15 protein-coding genes and 4 pseudogenes are annotated in these 19308 nt (G+C 55.9%); 9 read left to right on the forward strand and 10 right to left on the reverse strand.

What is annotated here, in order from left to right; genetic code table 11:
- Positions 1-725: 725 nt before the first annotated feature.
- The 5 genes and pseudogenes from ABJO75_RS00115 to ABJO75_RS00135 all read right to left on the reverse strand — a co-directional run bounded on the left by ABJO75_RS00115 (position 726) and on the right by ABJO75_RS00135 (position 5770).
- Positions 726-1544: a transglutaminase family protein gene (locus ABJO75_RS00115; RefSeq protein ID WP_348124716.1), complete on the reverse strand. Its 819-nt coding sequence runs from the start codon at positions 1542-1544 to the stop codon at positions 726-728.
- 104 nt (positions 1545-1648) lie between these two features.
- Positions 1649-3148: a hypothetical protein gene (locus ABJO75_RS00120; RefSeq protein ID WP_348124718.1), complete on the reverse strand. Its 1500-nt coding sequence runs from the start codon at positions 3146-3148 to the stop codon at positions 1649-1651.
- 469 nt (positions 3149-3617) lie between these two features.
- Positions 3618-3746, reverse strand: a pseudogene (locus ABJO75_RS00125) (transposase); the annotation flags it as partial.
- Positions 3747-3755: 9 nt separating this feature from the next.
- Positions 3756-4753, reverse strand: a pseudogene (locus ABJO75_RS00130) (IS481 family transposase).
- Positions 4754-4810: 57 nt separating this feature from the next.
- The gene (locus tag ABJO75_RS00135) at positions 4811-5770 is read right to left on the reverse strand and encodes a LysR family transcriptional regulator (protein ID WP_348124720.1); all 960 of its coding nucleotides are present in this window, start codon (positions 5768-5770) and stop codon (positions 4811-4813) included.
- A gap of 141 nt (positions 5771-5911) precedes the next feature.
- Between ABJO75_RS00135 and ABJO75_RS00140 the strand changes: the two genes are divergently transcribed.
- The 7 genes from ABJO75_RS00140 to ABJO75_RS00170 all read left to right on the forward strand — a co-directional run bounded on the left by ABJO75_RS00140 (position 5912) and on the right by ABJO75_RS00170 (position 11689).
- Positions 5912-6706 (forward strand): transporter substrate-binding domain-containing protein, encoded by a 795-nt coding sequence (locus ABJO75_RS00140; RefSeq protein WP_348124722.1) that lies wholly within the window; start codon positions 5912-5914, stop codon positions 6704-6706.
- A gap of 82 nt (positions 6707-6788) precedes the next feature.
- Complete coding sequence (locus ABJO75_RS00145; RefSeq protein WP_348124723.1) at positions 6789-7436, forward strand: amino acid ABC transporter permease; 648 nt, start codon at positions 6789-6791, stop codon at positions 7434-7436.
- Between the two features lie 39 nt (positions 7437-7475).
- Positions 7476-8132 (forward strand): amino acid ABC transporter permease, encoded by a 657-nt coding sequence (locus tag ABJO75_RS00150; protein WP_348124724.1) that lies wholly within the window; start codon positions 7476-7478, stop codon positions 8130-8132.
- A 16-nt stretch (positions 8133-8148) separates the two neighbouring features.
- Positions 8149-8910, forward strand: a complete 762-nt coding sequence (locus ABJO75_RS00155; RefSeq protein ID WP_348124726.1) for an amino acid ABC transporter ATP-binding protein — start codon at positions 8149-8151, stop codon at positions 8908-8910.
- 13 nt (positions 8911-8923) lie between these two features.
- Positions 8924-10261: an aspartate aminotransferase family protein gene (locus tag ABJO75_RS00160; protein ID WP_348124728.1), complete on the forward strand. Its 1338-nt coding sequence runs from the start codon at positions 8924-8926 to the stop codon at positions 10259-10261.
- Positions 10262-10270: 9 nt separating this feature from the next.
- Positions 10271-11197: a 3-keto-5-aminohexanoate cleavage protein gene (locus ABJO75_RS00165; protein ID WP_348124730.1), complete on the forward strand. Its 927-nt coding sequence runs from the start codon at positions 10271-10273 to the stop codon at positions 11195-11197.
- 3 nt (positions 11198-11200) lie between these two features.
- Positions 11201-11689, forward strand: coding sequence for a GNAT family N-acetyltransferase (locus tag ABJO75_RS00170; protein WP_348124732.1), 489 nt, complete (start codon positions 11201-11203; stop codon positions 11687-11689).
- Positions 11690-11969: 280 nt separating this feature from the next.
- Here ABJO75_RS00170 and ABJO75_RS00175 read toward each other — a convergent pair.
- Positions 11970-12122 (reverse strand): annotated as a pseudogene (locus ABJO75_RS00175) (IS6 family transposase); the annotation flags it as partial.
- A gap of 403 nt (positions 12123-12525) precedes the next feature.
- On the opposite strand from ABJO75_RS00175, the gene ABJO75_RS00180 reads away from it, so the two are divergent.
- Complete coding sequence (locus tag ABJO75_RS00180) at positions 12526-13923, forward strand: PAS domain S-box protein (protein WP_348124733.1); 1398 nt, start codon at positions 12526-12528, stop codon at positions 13921-13923.
- A 130-nt stretch (positions 13924-14053) separates the two neighbouring features.
- Here ABJO75_RS00180 and ABJO75_RS00185 read toward each other — a convergent pair whose 3' ends face one another.
- The 4 genes and pseudogenes from ABJO75_RS00185 to ABJO75_RS00200 form a co-directional block, all read right to left on the reverse strand.
- A complete protein-coding gene (locus ABJO75_RS00185; protein ID WP_348124735.1) occupies positions 14054-15160 on the reverse strand; it encodes a PHB depolymerase family esterase in 1107 nt (368 codons plus the stop codon).
- Between the two features lie 278 nt (positions 15161-15438).
- Positions 15439-15546 (reverse strand): annotated as a pseudogene (locus tag ABJO75_RS00190) (IS481 family transposase); the annotation flags it as partial.
- 256 nt (positions 15547-15802) lie between these two features.
- Positions 15803-16321 (reverse strand): YetF domain-containing protein, encoded by a 519-nt coding sequence (locus tag ABJO75_RS00195; RefSeq protein WP_348124737.1) that lies wholly within the window; start codon positions 16319-16321, stop codon positions 15803-15805.
- Complete coding sequence (locus ABJO75_RS00200) at positions 16321-16977, reverse strand: DUF998 domain-containing protein (RefSeq protein ID WP_348124739.1); 657 nt, start codon at positions 16975-16977, stop codon at positions 16321-16323. Before ABJO75_RS00200 ends, ABJO75_RS00195 begins: the two co-directional genes overlap by 1 nt.
- 625 nt (positions 16978-17602) lie before the next feature.
- Between ABJO75_RS00200 and ABJO75_RS00205 the strand changes: the two genes are divergently transcribed.
- Complete coding sequence (locus ABJO75_RS00205; protein ID WP_348124741.1) at positions 17603-18808, forward strand: MFS transporter; 1206 nt, start codon at positions 17603-17605, stop codon at positions 18806-18808.
- Positions 18809-19308 lie beyond the last annotated feature (500 nt).

A 19308-nucleotide genomic window follows, 5' to 3' on the forward strand; every position in this document is an offset into this window, starting at 1 on the left:
CGTCCTGAGGGCCGCTGTAACGATGGGCCGGTGCTCTTTGCCGACGCAGGCCAGCGCATTGCGCGTGAAGCGGCAGCGCGGGATCGTGGCGCCCAGCACCTTTGCGGCGGGAGCTTATAGACCCTTACCGAGCGCTTGACACCGGCCAATGACCCAAAGGCTTATGGTGCACTAACTTTCAAATTGGACCACTCAAGTGGGGCTGCTCAGCTCCGAGGCCCGCAACGCGATCGGCAACCGGCTAACCCACTACAACGGAGAACGCCCACACTCATTCCACGGCTTGCTGACGCCGGCCAAGGCATATGATATCCATAGCGACAACCTGAAGGCAGCCGCCTGACATGAAACCAATGCAATAGCTTAGACCGGCGGAAAATTGGTCGAAAATCTAGGACCAACTCTTTACGAACAAACTGTGCTCCTATGGTACCGCCAAACGTGAGGGGGCTCCCGGCCTTGATCATTGGTCCCACAAGAGCTTCAATAACCGAGCAAAGAACAGCCAATTGCCTTTCCGAAATAGAGAGCGAGGAATGCAGGACTTCGTTTTAATGCAGGTCGCAACCCGTAATTCCTTCTCCGTACCAGCCCGCCGTTGTTCCGCTCTCACCATCCGAGGCTTTGAAAGCCGCGGCACATGCCACTTGATCAACCATCGGCATGCCAACTTACAATGCCGGGGAGTTAACCTGACGACACCTCCCCACAAGTATCGAAAACGCTCATGATCGTCCTAGACCGTCGTTAGCGTCGGATGTAGAGGGTGCCCCCTGCGAGACCGAAACACTCTGAGCGATTAGCGTCATCGGTCCGAAGCTGCTCAAGAATGGAACTTCTGCAGCATCCATACCGACGCCAATACGAACAATTTCATCTGCGCTCGCCATGCCCGTAGCGTCGACAAGGTGCCAGGTCCCATCAAGAAAGACTTCCGCGACGGCATGGAAGTCTTGCGGTGTCACGTTCGGGGCATAGACACTTGCGAACCGCGCGGGGATTGCCGATGCCCGTGCGAGGGCGATCAAGACATGTGCAAAGTCTCGACAGACACCCTGCCGCTGCACAAATGTATCGATGGCGGTTGTTTGTGCGTTACTGGAGCCAGGAACATACCGATAATGTTGGAACACCCAATCGCGGATTGCAGCGATGCGTTGGCCGCCGTCCAAATGACCAAACTCCGCAGCGACAAAGCTCTGCAGTTCATCGGATTGGCAATAGCGGGAGGGCATCAGATACCTCACCGCATCACTCGGCAGTAGGTGAGGTGACACAGCACCAAGTTGCGCAAGATTCAACTCAGGCCGGTCGACATCGACACGGGCCGAATAGTTACACCGAAAATCCTCCGCTGTTCGGATTAGAATTCGTCCGCCCAGTCCGGCTTCACCAGCCATCCGACCCACGTGTTCCGGCGATCCGAAGTCTATTGCATCCGACAAGACTCGCTGATCCGCGAAGCTCGGTGCCTGTATCTGCAGGATCAGGTCAACGGGTTGCTCAACACTGTAGGCTAAAGCAACGTTAATATCGAGGATCATAACATGTCCTTTTAGATCGTATCTATCAAGCTCATTTCGCAGGAGCGCAAAGTTTAACGGACCACCACGATATCAACCGAGGGATGACCCCCGCAACAAGACCGTTATTGGCGGTATTCATCGTTCAGGAAGTAGCCTGCCTCGCCCGGCAAGTATCGCCTGTGCAGACAGCCCGAAGCGTTACATTGAACGGCACCAGCGCCCGTACCGCTATTGCAGGAAACAAAGCTGAAATCGAGAACCACATCCGGCAGTGGGTTCGACATCCGCAAGGTTTCCTGAAATGCACCTGCATTTAATATTGCTTCAGATGCACCTGATGCGACACACATCGCATCGACCTCGGCGCGCAAGTTGGCCTTCAGTGCTTCGACGGCAGCAAGGCCATCGGAACGTCGGGCTGGCAGGGTCGAAAAGCACCTTGAAAGCGCCTGATCAAGGGCCACGCGAGACCCATTGAGGCTGAAGGTTGCGCTGACCTGGGCATCGACGATGAAACTGACCCGCTGCCCGCGCTGCATTGCACTGAGCAACTCGGGGTTCGGGGTGGATTGAACGAAATTGCCAGAGCCCGACCAAGTCATCGCAAATTGCCGTCCATCTACATCTGCGGTCAACGGGTATGTTCCTTGTGGCGGCGGTCCACTGTTAGACACCTTGGCCCGGATCAACGGGCTACCATTGCCGTCGCACATGATGCCAACGGTCACCATACGACCCACGGTGTCAACTGTTGTCGACATCGCTGTTGGCCGGGGTGACATCTCTGAGCGAGCGACAACGCTCCAACTGGTCGGTAGCTTCGTCCTGCTTGGTATTGCTGCTTCCAACGCCGGCTCGGCCCGTCCGCAAGTCCGGTCGAGAATTTCGAAGGTTTCGGCACCTGGGTCGGGCGAGGTCTCAAACAGATGGCGTGCATCTGTCCGATCAGCCGCGCGCGCAGCCAGGACCTGAATTGTCGCGCCCTGCTTGATTGCTGTAAGTAGACCTTCCTGCCCATGCCAGCGTGTGGATTGATTTGGACCGCTAGGTGCAAAAACATAGCTGAGACTTGTGCTCGAGTTCTTTTGCAGGGTCCAGGGCAGCAGATAGTCCAGCCCGTCGACGCGGAGAAAGACGGTATCAAGGTTGGATTTAACAGGAATGATTTGGTAGAAGTCCAGCCGGAGTGCCAGCGATTGCGACGTTTCGGAGCAACTCAGCGATACCCTGTTGCCGGTCGATCCCTGCCAATACCCTCCTAAAATTTCTTGCCCACCATTTTCACCGGGATCGAATTCGGTGACCCATAGGGCGGTACGAGCGGCCTGTGGCTTGGGGGTGGGTGTGAGATCTGACGCCCCGCTGCCGCAGGTTTGAGCGAGATCCTTAAAGGTCTTGGCGCCGGGTTCACCTGGGATGCGAAACACTTCGCGCGCATCTGAACGGTCGGGTGATGTTGCAACCATCACCTTCATATCCGCACCAGCCCTGAGGGCCGAGATGAAGCCCTCCTGCCCATCCCAGCGTGGCGATCGGCGAGTGTCCGCTGGGCTGAACGCAAGGGCAATCGCACCGATGTCCGCGCTCTCGTTAAACGCGACCCATGGCAGTACATAGTCCACGTCGCCAAGTCTTATGAAGGCTGTCTCAGGTATGAAATCAGATGGCGCGCCACTCAGAAACGCAATCTGGACGGACAACCACTGCGAAGTTGATGAGCAAAGCAAAACACTCATGGAATTGTTCGGACCGAGTCGATACCCACCTTTGGTTGCCGGATCGCTTTGCCCGCTGGGGTCCATTTGGTCGGCCCATCCGGAGAAAGGATCATCATTTGCGTACGCGGCAGATGACAGCGATAGCAGAAAACACAAAAACCATTTCATGCTGACGCATGGTATTGACCAATACCGTATAGCACAAGCAATGCCACGAGCACTGTAAAGGGGACTGTTTCAGCAAGGTTTGGTTTATCGGCTGGTCGCTCGTTGTGTCTGCGATTATTGTGTCGAACGCTTAGGGCTTGTCAAATATGCAATTTCCAAACCGAAAGACGGCGAGGCTGGCGATCACCCGTAGGGTCAGGTCTCTTAACCAAACTATGACGATTGCTGCGAGAGCGATTGCCGACAGGAAGACCTTGGGGCATCGATCATAGCGTGTTGAGACGCGTCGCCAGTCTTTGAGCCTGACAAACATGCGTTCGATCACTGCCCGGCGGTGCATTGCCTAGGTGTTCAATCCCGGCATCCGGTGGATCGGATTTAGGATGAATCGATCTGGCTCGGATGTCCAGATTTTGCAGATGTACTCGTAAGGTGTGAGGCCGCTGAGCGTCTTGAGGCGGCGCGCGTAGTTGTAAGCATCAAGGAAAGCGCTGAGATGCGTGCGGAGTTGATCATGGCTATTGTAATGATACCGCTTGACGGTCGCGTCCTTGATGGTGCGGTTCATGCGTTCAACTTGCCCATTTGTCCAAGGGTGGTTTGGCTTTGTTAAACGATGTTCAATGCCATTTGCGGCGCAGATCATGTCGAACCGCATGGGCCGGGAATAGGGTGTGTTGCAGTTGCGTGGCTGCTCACAGAACTGGATGCCGTTGTCCGTCAGTGTGGTGTGGATTTTGTAGGGCACGGCTTCCAATACAGCCCCTAGAAACTCCCAGGCCGTCTTGCGGTTTGCTTTGTCGACCAGCTGCGCGACGGCAAACTTGCTGGTTCGATCAATGGCTACAAAGAGATAGAGCTTGCCTTCGTTGGTACGAAGCTCCGCGATGTCGATATGAAAATACCCGATTGGATAGCGTTTGAACTTTTGCCGCTTTGGCTTGTCGCCCTCCATGTCTGGCAGTCGAGAGATGGCATGCCGTTGCAAACAGCGATGCAAGGCAGAGCGCGTCAGCTTCTCGGCGAATGTTTCATTCGCCTGCCAGCCAATGGATGTGGGGTCGACGGTAGTAAGGCATAGAGGCAATCATCAAGCGGAGGCAGCGTATGACGCCTGAAAGCCACGACCATCGTTTCCTCACTCGCGCTCAGAACCGTGGAACGGGGTTCAGTTGGCCCAGTCTTCCGATCTTCCAGCGTCTCGCGCTTGCGCCACTTGGCAACCGTTTTGACATTGATCCCAAGTTCCCGGCTTAGCGCCGCGTTCGTAACTTGCGATCGCTGTATTGCTGCTCTGACGGCGTGCGTGGTCGTGGCGCTCCCATGACGAACTTGTCCCATAATGCTTCCTTCCATTCCAAAGAATAGATCGCTCCATCAAACCATGGGATCAAACACCTAGGCTTTGTAGGTGCGCTCTGAAATAGGTAGGGTATCAAGCTCGTCATTCAACATCGAAATCAGTGTGCGCTCTGCGCTGTTCAAGCTGCGCTTCGAGTTGGTTAGCAGGTGAATATCCACAATCGGCAACGACTTGTAGGGAGGAACCTGCCAAAGTAAGCCTGATTGCACATCTCTGTTCGCGACATGCACCGGAAGAGCGCCGATTCCGATATTGGCGACAATCATGCGGCGCACCTCGGGAAGGTTCGACGACAACCCTTTCGGGGTAGACCTCATGCCCAGGCGTTTGCGCATATGGGCGACACTAGACAGGGGCCCGGCCAATTCATCGGTTTGGAAGGATACGACATTCTCGTTCTTCAGCTCGGAAACACTTATGTTTTCTCGCCCGAACAGCCCGTGTGAAGGGCCACAAAAGAGGCCAAAATACTCGCGATAGAGCACTCTAGCTTCAAGGGCTGCGGGCTTTTCAGTAAACAGACACACCCCAAAGGACACCCGATTTTGGAGCAAGTGAGCTATGACTTCGTCGCTGTCCATCGTCGATATGGTATAGTTTGCGTTTGGATAGAGTGCGTTGAACCGCTCTAGCACAGCGTCAAAATGGGGTGACACAACGTGGCTTGCTACAGCGAAGCTTATTTGGCCGGTCACCTCTTCTTCGACACTACCCAACAAATCAGGCAACTGAGCCAATGTTCCAAAGATCGAGCTGGCCTCGGTATAAAGAACTTTACCCCAGGGCGTCACACTGAAGTGCTTGGGCGAGCGGTTGACCAGCTTGCGCCCCGAGATGTCCTCCAATCGCTTCAAGGCGGCGCTGATCGTCGGCTGCTTTAAACCCAAAAAATGTGCCGCCGGTGTGATGCCGCCCTCATCGACAACGACGATAAATGTGCGCAAAAGGTTCCAGTCCAGATTCCAGGGGAAGCGTTGTTCATAGGGTTTAAGCATAGTTTCAATCTATTTTTGAGATTTACATTATCTATTTGCCCTATGGATAAATGCAACGCAACCTTTGCTTGATAGTGTCTCCTGACTGCGACTCAGTTTGCGTGGTCGGAAGAAGGCACGGACAACGACAGGGAAACAAACATGAAAAACTCAATGAGAATTTTGCGCCGAAGTGTCTTGATGGGGGCCGTCGCGACGATGGGCCTGGGCCTCGCACCGATGGCGGCCAGTGCGGATGAACTCGCCGAGATCAAAGAGCGCGGTGTTCTGCGGATTGCGATGACGGGCCAGTACCCGCCCTTCAACTTCGTCAACGAAAGCAACGAGGTTGTCGGCTTTGACCCCGCCATTGGCACTGAGATCGCCATGCGTATGGGCCTTGAAACAGAGATCATCACAACCGCATGGGATGGCATTATCGGCGGCCTGATCGCCAACAAATTTGACGCTGTTGTCGGCTCGATGTCGATCACCGAGGAGCGTGACAAAGTCATCGACTTCGTTGGCCCTTACTACAACACCAAGCGCGCGTTTTTTACCGTCGCCGGTTCGGAGATCACAACGCTTGAGCAGCTTGATGACGAGGATGTCAGAGTGGGCCTCACACTTGGCGAAACACACGACCAGTGGGCGCGTGACCAAGGCTACAATGTGAAAACCTACAAGGGCCTGCCCGAGCTGCTGCTCGAGCTGACCAATGGCCGCGTCGATGTGATCGTGAATGACTCGATCCCTGTTCTGCTGGCGATGAAGGCTGGTCAGTATGATCTGGCGGAGATCCCCGCGCCGGATGCGGAGGCCTTTCCCGCCGGTATCGCCATTCGCGAGAACAACCCGGAGCTGGCTGCCGCGATGCAAAAGGCGCTCGACGACATGATGGAAGACGGAACCTACCTGAAGCTTGCCAACGAATGGGTTGGAGGCGACATCCGTTAAGCTGATTGTCTGTCCTGCCGGTTGCTCCGGCAGGACAGACACCGGCCCCTTGCATCCGATGTGATTTACCCGGAGTTTCCCCTTGGATATTGATCTTATCCTGCGCGTCTATCCGTTCTTTCTGGAGGCGGCTCTTGTCACGGTGCAACTGTCGGTTTTAACCTGCATTCTTGGTCTCGCCTGCGGCGCACTGGGCGCGACAATGCGCCTGTCACGGCTGGCACCGCTGCGCTGGATTGCTGCCACATATGTCAGCCTGTTTCGCGGCACGCCTGCACTTATTCAGGTTTTCATCCTCTACTTCGGCGGCCCACAGGTCGGCATCAACCTGGATGCCTTCGCGGCGGGCACCATCGCCCTGGGCGTAAACATTGGCGCCTATATGACAGAGACAATCCGCGGCGCTATCCTGTCCGTCGACAAGGGCCAGACAGAAGCCGCGCGCACCCTTGGCATGAGTAAATGGGAGACGATGCGCAAGGTCGTACTGCCACAGGCGTCGCGCATGATGATCCGGCCTTTGGGCGTGAACATCAACGCGCTGATCAAGGGCACAGCCCTGCTCGCGCCAATCTCGGTGGTCGAGCTTACGCAGACAGCGCAACGTTTTATCGGCTCGACATACAAGCCGTTCGAGATGTTCTTGCTGGCTGGCATTCTCTACATGGCGTTCATCTATGCAGTGGGCCTCGGCATCAACTGGCTTGACCGAAGGGCGCGGATATCATGAGAACTTACATCTCCATATCCGCCCAGATAGGAGGCTGCCATGGGACTTGATTTCACGGTTGTCCCTGACTATTTCGGCATGCTTTTGCTCGGTATGGGCTGGACAATTGCAATCACGATCAGCGCAGGTTTCCTTAGTTTTTTTGGTGGTATCGTCTTTGCCGTCATCGCGCTCTACGGGCATTGGGTCTTGCGCTGGCCGTTTCGCGCGTTTGCTTTCCTGTTCATGGGCACGCCGCTCTTGTTGCAGCTGTTTCTCATCTACTTCGGGCTGATCCAGATCGGCATCGACCTGCCCGCGTTTGTTGCGGGCGTGATCGGGCTGGGCCTGCACTTTGCGGTGTATAACTCGGAGCTGATTCAGGCGTCTATTCTTGCCGTCGATAAAGGCCAATACGAAGGTGCGCGCACGCTGGGCCTGTCACGCGGGCAAACCCTGCGAAGGATTGTGATTCCGCAAGCTGTGCGGGCCGTGATTCCGCCGATGGGCAATAACATGATCGCGCTCTTGAAGGACAGCGCGCTGGTGTCGGTTATCGGTGTCGCCGAGCTGACGTTGACCGCACAACAGGCTATCAGCCGCACCTATCGGCCTTTCGAGTTCTACCTCGCAGCAGCATTTTGCTACTACATTATCAACCTTGCGCTAGAGGCGGGCCTACGCCGTCTGGAACGCCGCATTGCCGCTTCGCGCTGAGACCGAAAGAAACCACATGACCGAACAAGCTTTCGTCACCATCAAGAACGCCGCCAAGAGCTTTGGCTCACTTGAAGTTCTCAAAGATATCAACCTTACAGTCGATCGCGGCCAGATTGTCGCCATCATCGGCCCGTCAGGCTCTGGCAAGTCAACGCTGCTGCGCGCGATCAACGAGCTTGATCCGCTCACATCCGGCGAAGTCTGGCTTGAGGGTGTGCAGATCAACAAGACACTACCGCACCGCCAATATGAAGCGCATGTTAATCAAGTGCGCCAAAACATCGGCATGGTGTTTCAGCACTTCAACCTGTTCCCACATCTTACTGTGCGCGGCAACATCACACTTGCGCCGCGCCTGCTGAAGGGGATGTCGGAAGCCGACGCCAACAAGCTAGCCGAGGAGCAGCTTGCCAAGGTCGGCCTGTCCGAGAAGATCGACGAATTCCCCTCGCGGCTGTCAGGCGGCCAAAAGCAGCGCGTGGCCATTGCGCGGGCGTTGGCGATGAAGCCGAAGGTGATGCTGTTTGACGAGGCAACCTCAGCGCTTGACCCCGAGCTTGTTGAAGAGGTTAACCTCGTGATGAAACAACTGGCTGAAGAACACATGACGATGATCATCGTCACCCACGAAATGGACTTTGCCGCCTCGGTTTGTGACCGCGTTATCTTCATGGATCAGGGTGTGGTTGTCGAAGAGGGCCCGCCTTCGGTGATCTTCCAGAACCCGCAGCAGGAGCGCACCCGGAACTTCCTGCGCAAGCACCTGAACCGCTGAAAGCGTCTTGATCATGAGCAACCTGTTCTATCAAACCAAATCGCCCCGTCCCGTGCTTGAGAGAGCCGAAGGCATCTATATGTGGGGCAAGAATGGCCAGCGTTATATTGATGGCTCTTCAGGTGCGATGGTCAGCAACATTGGCCACTCCAACCCCGCGGTTCTCTCCGCAATGCGCGAGCAGATGGACAGCTCGACTTTCGGCTACCGGCTGCATTTCCAGACAGAGTCTTCCGAGAAGCTCGCCGCGAAAACGGCTGCTCTGGCACCTGAAGGACTGAACAAGGTGTTCTTCGTTTCGGGCGGCTCCGAGGCTGTTGAAAGTGCTTTGAAAATGGCGCGGCAATATGCGCTCACGAAAGGCCAGTCACAGCGCTACAAGGTGATCTCGCGCTATCCGAGTTATCACGGCTGTACCCTCGGCGCGCTGGCGATCACGGGTTACACACCGATGACAGCGCCGTTTGATCCGATGATGCAAAACATGCCCAAAGTGGCTGCGCCCCGCGCCTACCTTGACGGTCTTAACGCTGACGACCCCGCCACGGGGCTGCACTATGCGAACATGCTCGAAGACAAGATCCTTGAGGAAGGGCCGGAGACTGTGCTGGCCTTCATCGTCGAGCCTGTCGGCGGAGCTTCAACCGGCGCGCTGGTGCCGCCTGCGGGTTACATGCAGCACATCCGCGAGATTTGCACGCAATATGACGTGCTGCTGATCCACGACGAAGTGATGACAGGCGGCGGGCGCACCGGGCGCTTTTTTGGTGCCGAGCATTGGCGCACAACGCCCGACCTGATCGCGCTGTCCAAAGGCTTTGGCGGCGGCTATGTGCCGCTCGGCGCGATGGTCGCGCGCGATGATATCGTCGAGGCGGTGATGGGCGCGGGTGGCTTTGTCCACGGTTTTACCTATGCGGGCAATCCGCTGGCTTGTGCGGCGGGCTGCGCAGTTCTCGACGAAATCGAGGCCCATGACATGGTCGGCAACGCAGAACGGATGGGCGACAAACTGGCCGAGCGGCTACGCGGCCTCATGCAACGCTATCCGTTGATCGGCGATGTACGCGGCAAGGGGCTGCTAACAGCCTTCGAACTGATGACGGATCGCACCTCCAAGGCTCCACTCCCCTCCGAACTGAACGCCCATGCGCGGCTGGTTGATATTGCCTACGAAAACGGTTTGATCATCTACTCGCGCCGTACGCGCGGGGGTGCCACAGGTGACCACTTCCTTGTCTGCCCGCCGATGATCGTCAACGAGCCCCAGCTTGACGAGATCACCGACATTCTCGACCGGTCTCTTAAAAGCTACATGACCGAAATCCCGCAGTTTTTCGGCGCAATCTAAGGGGAACCCATGTCAAAGATCATCATCACTTGCGCTGTAACAGGGTCGATTCATACGCCTTCGATGTCGCCGCATTTACCGATAACCCCCGAGCAGATTACCGAGCAATCTATTGGTGCCGCCGAGGCTGGCGCCGCTATCCTGCATCTGCATGCCCGCGACCCCGACGATGGCCGCCCCTCTGCAAAACCTGAACACTTCAACGCTTTTCTCCCGCAGATCAAACAACGCTGCAATGCGGTGCTCAACATCACCACCGGCGGCAGCGCCACCATGACGCTGGAAGACCGCCTCGCTGCGCCCAAACTGGCCGAGCCAGAGATGTGCTCGCTCAACATGGGCACGATGAACTTTGCCCTTTACCCCGCCGCCGATCGCATCACCGATTGGGAGTTTGACTGGGAAAAACCCTTTCTCGAAAACTCCGATGATCTGGTATTCAAGAACACGCCTCGCGATATGGCGCATGTGTTGCAGGAGATGGGCGACAAGCGCGACGCACGGTTCGAGTTTGAATGCTACGATGTAGGCCACCTCTACATGTTGCGCCACTTTGTGGACCGCGGCTTGATCAACGGGCCGCTGTTCATCCAGTTCGTCTTTGGCGTGCTCGGTGGCATTGGCCCCGACACCGAAAACCTTACGCATATGAAGCTGATCGCCGACAAGCTGTTTGGTGAAGACTACGCGTTTTCAGTGCTGGCCGCCGGGCGGCACCAAATCCCGCTGATCACCATGTCGGCCATACTGGGAGGGCATGTGCGCGTCGGGCTGGAAGACAGCCTGATGATCTCGCGCGGCGTTCTGGCGAAGGACAACGCCGAGCAGGTTCTAAAGATCCGCCGCATCGTTGAAGAGCTGGGCCGGACCGTGGCAAGCCCCGATGACGTGCGCGAGATACTTGACCTCAAGGGCGCGGACAGGACGGGAATATAGCCGATGCCTGGCGTGCGGAGCAGTATTGCCCCAGTATCCGAGGCGGAATTGCCCCTGCTTGCCGCAGCACTGAGGGCTTTGGCGGCTGATTTGGCCGACGTTTATTCTACCAAGGAAGACACCCTCGCAAAGGCCGTCTGCGGGCCTGACTCAAGCTGCATCGCATTGCTCGCCAAGCGAGCAGAACAAGCTGTTGGAGTGGTTCTGGCTGCGCCGATTTTTTCGACCATACATGGCGGAGCCGGCCTCTATGTCAGTGACCTGTGGGTCGCGCCGCAAGCGCGTGGCGAAGGGCTGTCGCGTCAGCTGTTGGCCGCCTTATTGCAGGAAGGCGCGCGCCGCAGCATGGGGCGCTTTTTGAAGCTGGCCGTCTACCACGACAACCCGAATGCCCGCGCCGCTTACGAGCGCATGGGCTTCACACCGCACACTGGTGAAACGAGCATGCTTCTCAGCGGCCCTCGCCTTTTCAAACTGAAAGAAACGCCATGAAAGCCATCTTTGACGATCTCCAATGAAAACATCAGCCGGGCATCGTAAAGTTGGCGAACACCAGCCAAGAACATCTAGCAGTTTGATCTCTACGCGACTTCAACCTGAGCGATTATGCGCTAAGTTTGCATAGCGAGCGAATTCATTTCGCGGACGTCGGTGGACGGCATTTCGTGGCGGGGGGGAAGAGATTAGCTATAGGATCGCGGATGGACAGGGATCGCTGCAAATGACCAGGTGATTTGAACTTCTTCATCCCTCGCTCCCGTTGTCGCGTCGGTTGGTGCGAAACAATGATACTTCGCTCTGCCAGACAATCCTCAACCATCCGCAAACTGAGCGGAAACCTGAAACACAGCCAGACCGCCTGGGCAATCACCTCAAGTGGAAATTGATTGCGGTAATAAAGCGGTACGGCGTACGTTTTGGTCATGCGGCCCCATCCCACGTCAATGGAGGCCGCGCATTAAGCTTACGGTGCTGGGCTATTTTCAGAGTTTCAAATATCTCCGGTCGGCCAAAGCGACGCTGCAGGGGATAGAGACGGTGAGAACAACTAGGAACGGACACGTCCACAATAAGGCGCAACGCGTGCGAGGGGAGATCGCCATCGTCAGAAGCCTGTTCAGCATCGCCAGCTAACCGCATGATGTGTGCTAGTTCGAACATCAGTACCAGTTAACGCAACAGTACCGCTTCCTTTGGCATACCAATGCGGTATCGTATGACTAAGTGTTTGGTAACGAATTGTATCTGTTCGGATTTTGCAATATTCTGGAACCCACCAAAAATCCTACCGACGTCCAGAAGTCTGTCGCAGCGCTAGGAATCTTCGGATGCAGGGAACGAACAATCAAAATAGCGAGCTGACCGGAATACTTGGTGTGCTGAATGCGCTGGATGACGAAGTCGCTGTGCTGGATGCGTCCGGATATATCGTTGCCTCCAACGTTGCATGGGAACAATTCTGCGTGGAAAACGGGGGAGAGCCCGGCAGCTGTTCGATCGGCAGCAATTATTTGGCGGTTTGCACATCTGCCGACGGCACTTCCAGTGCAGCAGCGCAGATCGTGCCGGATGGTCTGATGAGGACGCTGAAGACTGGCAACACCTTTCGCTGCGAATATCCCTGCGACAGCCCGAATGAAAAACGCTGGTTTGAACTTACTGCGAACCGATATCAGGAAGAAGACAGGCACTACCTGATCGTTCAGCATCGCAACATTACCAAGCGGCATATCGAACGTGAAGAGATCGAGCAAACTTACATCAATTCCAACGCGATGGCCGCATTGATCGCCACGACCAGCGATGCAATTATTAGCTACGATTTGAATGGCAAGATCCTCACGTGGAATCCGTCCGCCGAGAAGCTCTACGGCTACGAAAAGACCGAAATTCTCGGGCAATCCCTTGAAACACTTTACCCTGACAATTGGCCGAAGCGGGTAGCTTACTATCGCGACGAAATTATTGCCGGGAGGTTGCAAGATTTCGAGGCAACGCGCGTCGCCAAGGATGGAACGGAGCGCGAAGTCTGGATAAGTTGCGCGCCGGTCCGAAACATGGATGGAGAGATCATCGCGATCTCGAATATTCATCGGGACATTACCGAAGTACGAAACGCCGAGCGTGCCCGCGACCTCATCGCGAATGAAGTGATCCATCGGGCCAAGAACATGTTGACCATAGTGTTGGCCATTCAGCGCCAGACAGCGCGCACCGCTGCAACGCTGGAAGACTTCAACCGATATTTCGGAGCGCGGTTGGCCTCGCTCTCGAAGTCAACGGACCTGCTCGTGCACAACGCATGGACGAGTGTCTCGCTCAGAGACATTGTAACTGGACATCTCGAGCCGTTTTCGTTGGTCGACGGCGACAAGCGGGTAATCATCACTGGCCCCCACATCCACCTTCAACCAGAATCTGTGCAGACGATCGGGATGGCCATCCACGAATTGGCGACAAATTCCGCAAAATACGGTGTTTTCAAGCAGGACCGCGGCCGGATCTCAATCTCTTGGCACGTTGCGGAAGGTAACGGGCTGTTGCAGTTCAGGTGGGTAGAAACCGGGATTATTGTTGATGGTAAACCCACCAAGAAGGGCTTTGGAAATACGGTACTTACTTCTCACGCAACGACGTTGCTGGATGCAAAAACAATTTATGGTGTGGGGGCTGATGGTATCGAGTGGAAAATAGAATTGCCCGCTTTGCATTTTCATGCTCGCTGATCCGTGCTCATGCCATTGCCCTTGAATCTTTGCGGATTGACGCAATGGAGATATGTCTTCGGCACAATCAGCATTGAAGCGCTGGATGTTCTGCCCAGCGGCCGCATCGCTATGATTGAACGCGAGTTGGTTAGATGGACGGATGAGAACGTCGCTTCTTTGTGGTGCGATGTCTCAAGAAGAAGCGGACCATTTGTCTCGATGCATCAGGCCCGTTTGGATCTGTATAGCCTCCAGCCGATTGGCCGCCAGACCAGGCATGTCCGGAACCATGAATAACCCACTGCTCTATGTAAGGACGCCCTTTGCCTACGCGGTGCAGGATGCGCGTGTACTCACGACCACCAACAATTCGTCCGGTGCGTTCGGTTCGGTCCAAGCCACTATACGGCTCCTGCGCCCGGATCGCGACAAAGCGACCGTTTCGCGGGTTCACCACCTTGTCGACGTCGCCGTGAAAAATAATTGTCGGCATTTGGACATCATGCCGATTACCTGGATGCCCGTTCTGCATGGCGCGCGCGACAGAGGCTGAATCATGCGCTGCACCGACCGCCAGCCCCGAATGAACCCCTACAGCAGCAAATATATCCGGATAAGTGGTCGCGACGACCAACGAAGCAGCGGCCCCTGCAGACAAGCCTGCGACATACACTTTGGCTGGATCGACGTTCCGCTCGCCCATAAGATGACGCGTCAGGCTGGCGATCAAGGCGGCCTCTCCCGTACCGCGGGTTTGGTTCTTGCGCTTGAACCAATTCCAGCATCCGTTGAGATGAGCGTTCCGCGACTGTGCGGGGTACAGCACCAGGAACCCAAACTCTTCAGCCAGCGCATTCATACCCGTGCCGCGGGCGAAATCGTCAGGCGTCTGCCCGCACCCATGCAGCATGACAATCAACGGCATTGGCACCTCTGCTTTTCGTGCAATGAAGGGAACGTAGAGTTTATAGGACCGTTTCCCATGTTCGCATTCAAATGTCCCACTGACGAATGTCGCTCCGCGCGGAACGGACATTCTTGACCGGGATGTCGCCGGTGGACTAATTTTTTTTGGACGTTTTATCGGTTTGGATTTGCGCGCGCTGACTGATTGCGCCGCCTTCTTGGTGGGCTTTCGCTTTGGCGGTTTTTTGGGCGCAAGCATCGCGCTCCACGCTTCCGTCATGAGCGAAACGGTCTTGCGCTGAAGCTTTCTCGCGGCTTTCCGACGCACGCGCTTAAACGGATCAAACATCGGTCCTCAAATTTGAATGGGGGGAGACTTATCACCTCACAACATAGGCGATCCTGCCTCTTTTTGCAGTCTTGTGATCGCTGATCCTGCTCCAGACAGATCGTTCCTTTCACGCGTGCTCAATATTCGCACAAACATGGCGATGATCGTGAAGTCCCCGGCTTCAAAATTACCGATTTGCTAGGTGTTCAGTCCGGGTATCTGGTGGATCGGATCAAGGGTGAATCGCTCTTGATTTGAAGTCCAGTTTTTGCAGATATATTCGTAGGGTGTGAGTCTGCCTCTTCCGCTGCGGTGAGAACGGTTGAACGCGGCTCCTTCGACCCGGTTTTCAAGTCTTCAACAGTCGCGCGCTTTCGCCACTTCGAAACAGTCTCGGGATTGATCCCAAGCTCCTCGCTCAACTGCGCGAGCGAAGCTTGGTCCCATCAGGGATTGCAAGCAATCGACGGTCGGCAAGTGGATTGCTGTATCGTTGCTCTGACGGCGTGCGTGGCCTCTCGGCAGATTTGATCTGCAATTCGCCTGCCGGGTACCAGTACGTGGCGCTCCCGTGACGAACTTGTCCCACAACGCTTGCCTTCCATTCCCGAGAAAGGATCGCCGGACAACGACGGTCGGTTTTGGTACAGTAGCCCAAACTCAATAGCCGACTCTAACCCCGTCAAGAAGGACGTCGTCGAGACTCTCGCCGTGCAGCACAGAGATGTCGCCAGTGGATTCCAGCACAACGGCGCGAACTTCGCTGACGTGTAGAACATTTGCTTCGCGAAGTTTGGCGATGATGTCACTGCGGGTGGTGCGGGTGCGTGTGAGAGCGCTCTCCTGAAACTCTCCATCGCGCATCAGTAGAGTCGGCGTATTGCCAATAACCCCCTCAAAATCGTCACGATGAGACCGGGCGCGAGACACGGCGTACTGGATACCGAGAAGCGCTGCGATGGCGATCAGCGCTTGCATCAGCGCGCTCCAATCCGTGGCTTGCACACATCCTGCGAGAAGCGAACCGATGGCAACGGTGGTGACAAAATCAAACGACGTCATCTTGGAGAATGCCCGTAAGCCGATCACACGCACGCAAACCACCACCCATGAAAGGCCGATAACCGCGAGTAAAGTGCCGCGCATAAGGATGTCGAGTGTCGTAAAATCGGTGAACATCAATAAGCTCTCCCGTGCTTGGCGCGTTGATAAAAGAGGTGTGAGAGGGTCACGACAAGCACGAACGACACTGCCCCAAGGTAACGCTCGTAGACGCCGTCAATGTCGGTGGGTAGAAAGAAGAAAACAGGGGATGAAGCCACCCAGACGATGCCCGTGGCGATTAAGACTGTACGATAGCGGGGACTGGCCCGTGCGGCCCCGCGAGCCAAGGCAAAGCAGGCGATGGTCATGGTGAAACCCAAAGCATAGACCAAGTAGCTGTGGATGACCCAGCCGTCACTGTCGTTGTCGCCGTATTCGTTGCGTGCCCCAATGAGGAACACCAACAGGCCAAAAACAATGAGCGCGATGATCCCGACGCTCCAGTCCCATGCGCCGAGATGGACATGAGCGGCCAGTACAGCGAGTCCGATCAACGCCGCAGCAAAGGCGTAGAGACCCATATCAACGATGAACTCGTAGCGTCCCGCCCCGAGGTCACTGATAGTATCAGCAATCCAGTCATGGTTCGGAACGACGAAATCCGAGATCAGAATAGAGGTAGCGAGCGCTATGCAACCGAAAACACCCAGAAAACTCAGAGCACGCAGAAGGACCGGTTGCTCGGATACTTCGGCGGGCATCTGGCTGTTGGTCTCGGTGGTCCTTGGCATCGGCGCTCCTTGCGTTTGTTGGGTTAACAACCAAAAAGACAATTTGTTCCGACGCTCATGACATGTTCTGTTCGAGGAATTCTCTGATACCCCGAAGGCTTCGCTTCAAGACGATTCTCTGTGCACGGCGATATCGAGCGAGATTGCCGTTTGTGGACAGCTCTGATTTTGCAAGGGTTTCCTTTGAGATTTTGATCGTCTGTCATAGCGGTTACCTCTCCGGCCTGTCTGAGCGGCGCGTTTGCCCGCTGGCCCTGATGACGTCCGCAAGCTGGCCGACACGAGATAACTTTATGGTGCCGCAATAGCGTTTCGGATCCGCCATTCTATGACAGAGATCTGGGCCTAGAGCACATCTTGGGGTATTCTCAAGGTATTGATCCTAGTGCTGCATGGGGTATTGGGTAGTGGTGCATGAAATGGAAAGCGCTGGTGTCACCCGTTTGCTGGTCGCAACGGGGTTCGCGGGGCGCACCAAAAGCGCGATGAGCCTTACCGAGCGCGCAGACCTGAGAACTGGCGCATGGGTTTGAGTTCGCGCAAGGACGTGGCATCTTATCTAATCGATGTCATTCAGGTGAAAGCCGATGTGCGATCAGATGTTGTCCTCGCGCGCTGAACGAACATGAACAGATCCTATCGCATTCACCTTGCGTCCCTGGCTCTGACCAAAACCGCAGATGGCCTGATTGACCCCAAGCTTGTGCTTGCCTGGCTGCTAGACGCCATTGGTTCACCCGGATTTCTTGTCGGCATGCTTGTGCCGGTGCGTGAATCGGGCGCTTTGCTGCCGCAACTTCTGCTCGCCCGCGTGATTCAGAAAAGTAAGATCCGAAAGTATTTCTGGGCAGGTGGGGCAGCTGTACAGGGTCTGGCTGCCTTTGGTATCGCAATCGCCGCCATTGCCCTTCCCGGAAGGGTCGCAGGTTGGGTTATCCTTGTGCTGCTTGCGATGCTTGCTGTTGCTCGCTCGGCTTGTTCGGCGAGTTACAAGGACGTGCTGTCGCGCACGATCAAGAAGAGAATGCGCGGAAAGGTCTCGGGCAGTGCCGGGACGATTGCAGCCATTGCTGTGCTGGCGTTCGCGGTTTTGCTAAGCACCGGCCTGCTGCCCCGTGAGCCGGTGGCCATATCAGGCGCTATCGCATTTGCTGGATGTCTTTGGCTTCTTGCCGCAGCGGTTTTTGCCCGATTGGACGAACCCGCGGACCAAAGTGCTTCGGATGCTGACGTGTCGCTGTCCGGCTTGCTTGATCCGTTGCAGAGAGACGGTGAGTTTCGCAATTTCATCGCCACGCGTGCCCTTTTGATCTCGACCGCGTTGGCTCCGCCCTTTCTGGTCATGCTGGGCAGCGGAGATACGGGGTTTGGCAACCTTGGTTTGCTTGTGCTCGCGTCCTCTGTCGCTTCGATCCTGTCTGCATATATCTGGGGCGCGCTTTCGGATTGGTCCAGTCGAAAAACCCTGATGCTGGCAGGTGCAGTTTCAGGCGTTATGCTTGCCATCGCCGCGACAACCGGGTTTCTGGATGTGAATGACAGAAGCGGTGTTCTGATCGCGGGATACGTTTTTGTTTCGCAGATCGCCTATCAAGGCGTGCGCGCGGGCCGTAAGACGCATCTTACCGACATGGACAGTGATGGACGCAAATCTGTCTACACGGCTCTTTCAAATACGTTAATTGGTGTCCTGCTTGTGTTGGGTGGGCTTTTTGGCGCGCTTGCCGATGCGGCGGGCCCCGAAAGCGTTCTGGCCATTCTGGCCGCCTTCAGTCTGACGGCGATCCTCGCAGCCTCGCGTCTGTCGGAGGTCCAGCGGGAAACCCCTTGACCCAATCATATTGTCAAAAGCAGAAATTATAAGTTTGAGGCACGAACCCTCTCCCCGGGATGGAACTTCATCGCTAATACCGTGATGGGCGGCGCTTCGACAGGTTCCGTGACAGCAACAGCCGCGCGGCCTGCCGCTTGGCCGGCCAGATGTCGGCTTAAAACAACGGCGGAATTGTCCAGAGGGGGCGTTCGGTCTGAATAGCGATGAAACCCCATTTGATGGCAGCCATTGGGCTTGTTGCATGGCTTCCCGCTAAGCTGATAGCGGGTGCGGTCTTTTCCGTTCAGGATGCCGTAAATGCCGAACAAGTTTAAAGCTGATTGCCGGGATGAGGTTCTCAAACAGAAGCATCGGGTGACCAATTGGGCTGAATACAATGAAAGTTTGCCGCGGTGAGGGAACCCAACGTGCAGATTCTTCTGCTGGAGCCACTTGCCGCCAATACGAATCTACCGCCATTATTTCCCGGAATTGGTTCAGCGCGTCCAGCTTTTCGC

This window comes from Sedimentitalea sp. (genome assembly GCF_039973035.1).
Classification (GTDB): domain Bacteria; phylum Pseudomonadota; class Alphaproteobacteria; order Rhodobacterales; family Rhodobacteraceae; genus Sedimentitalea.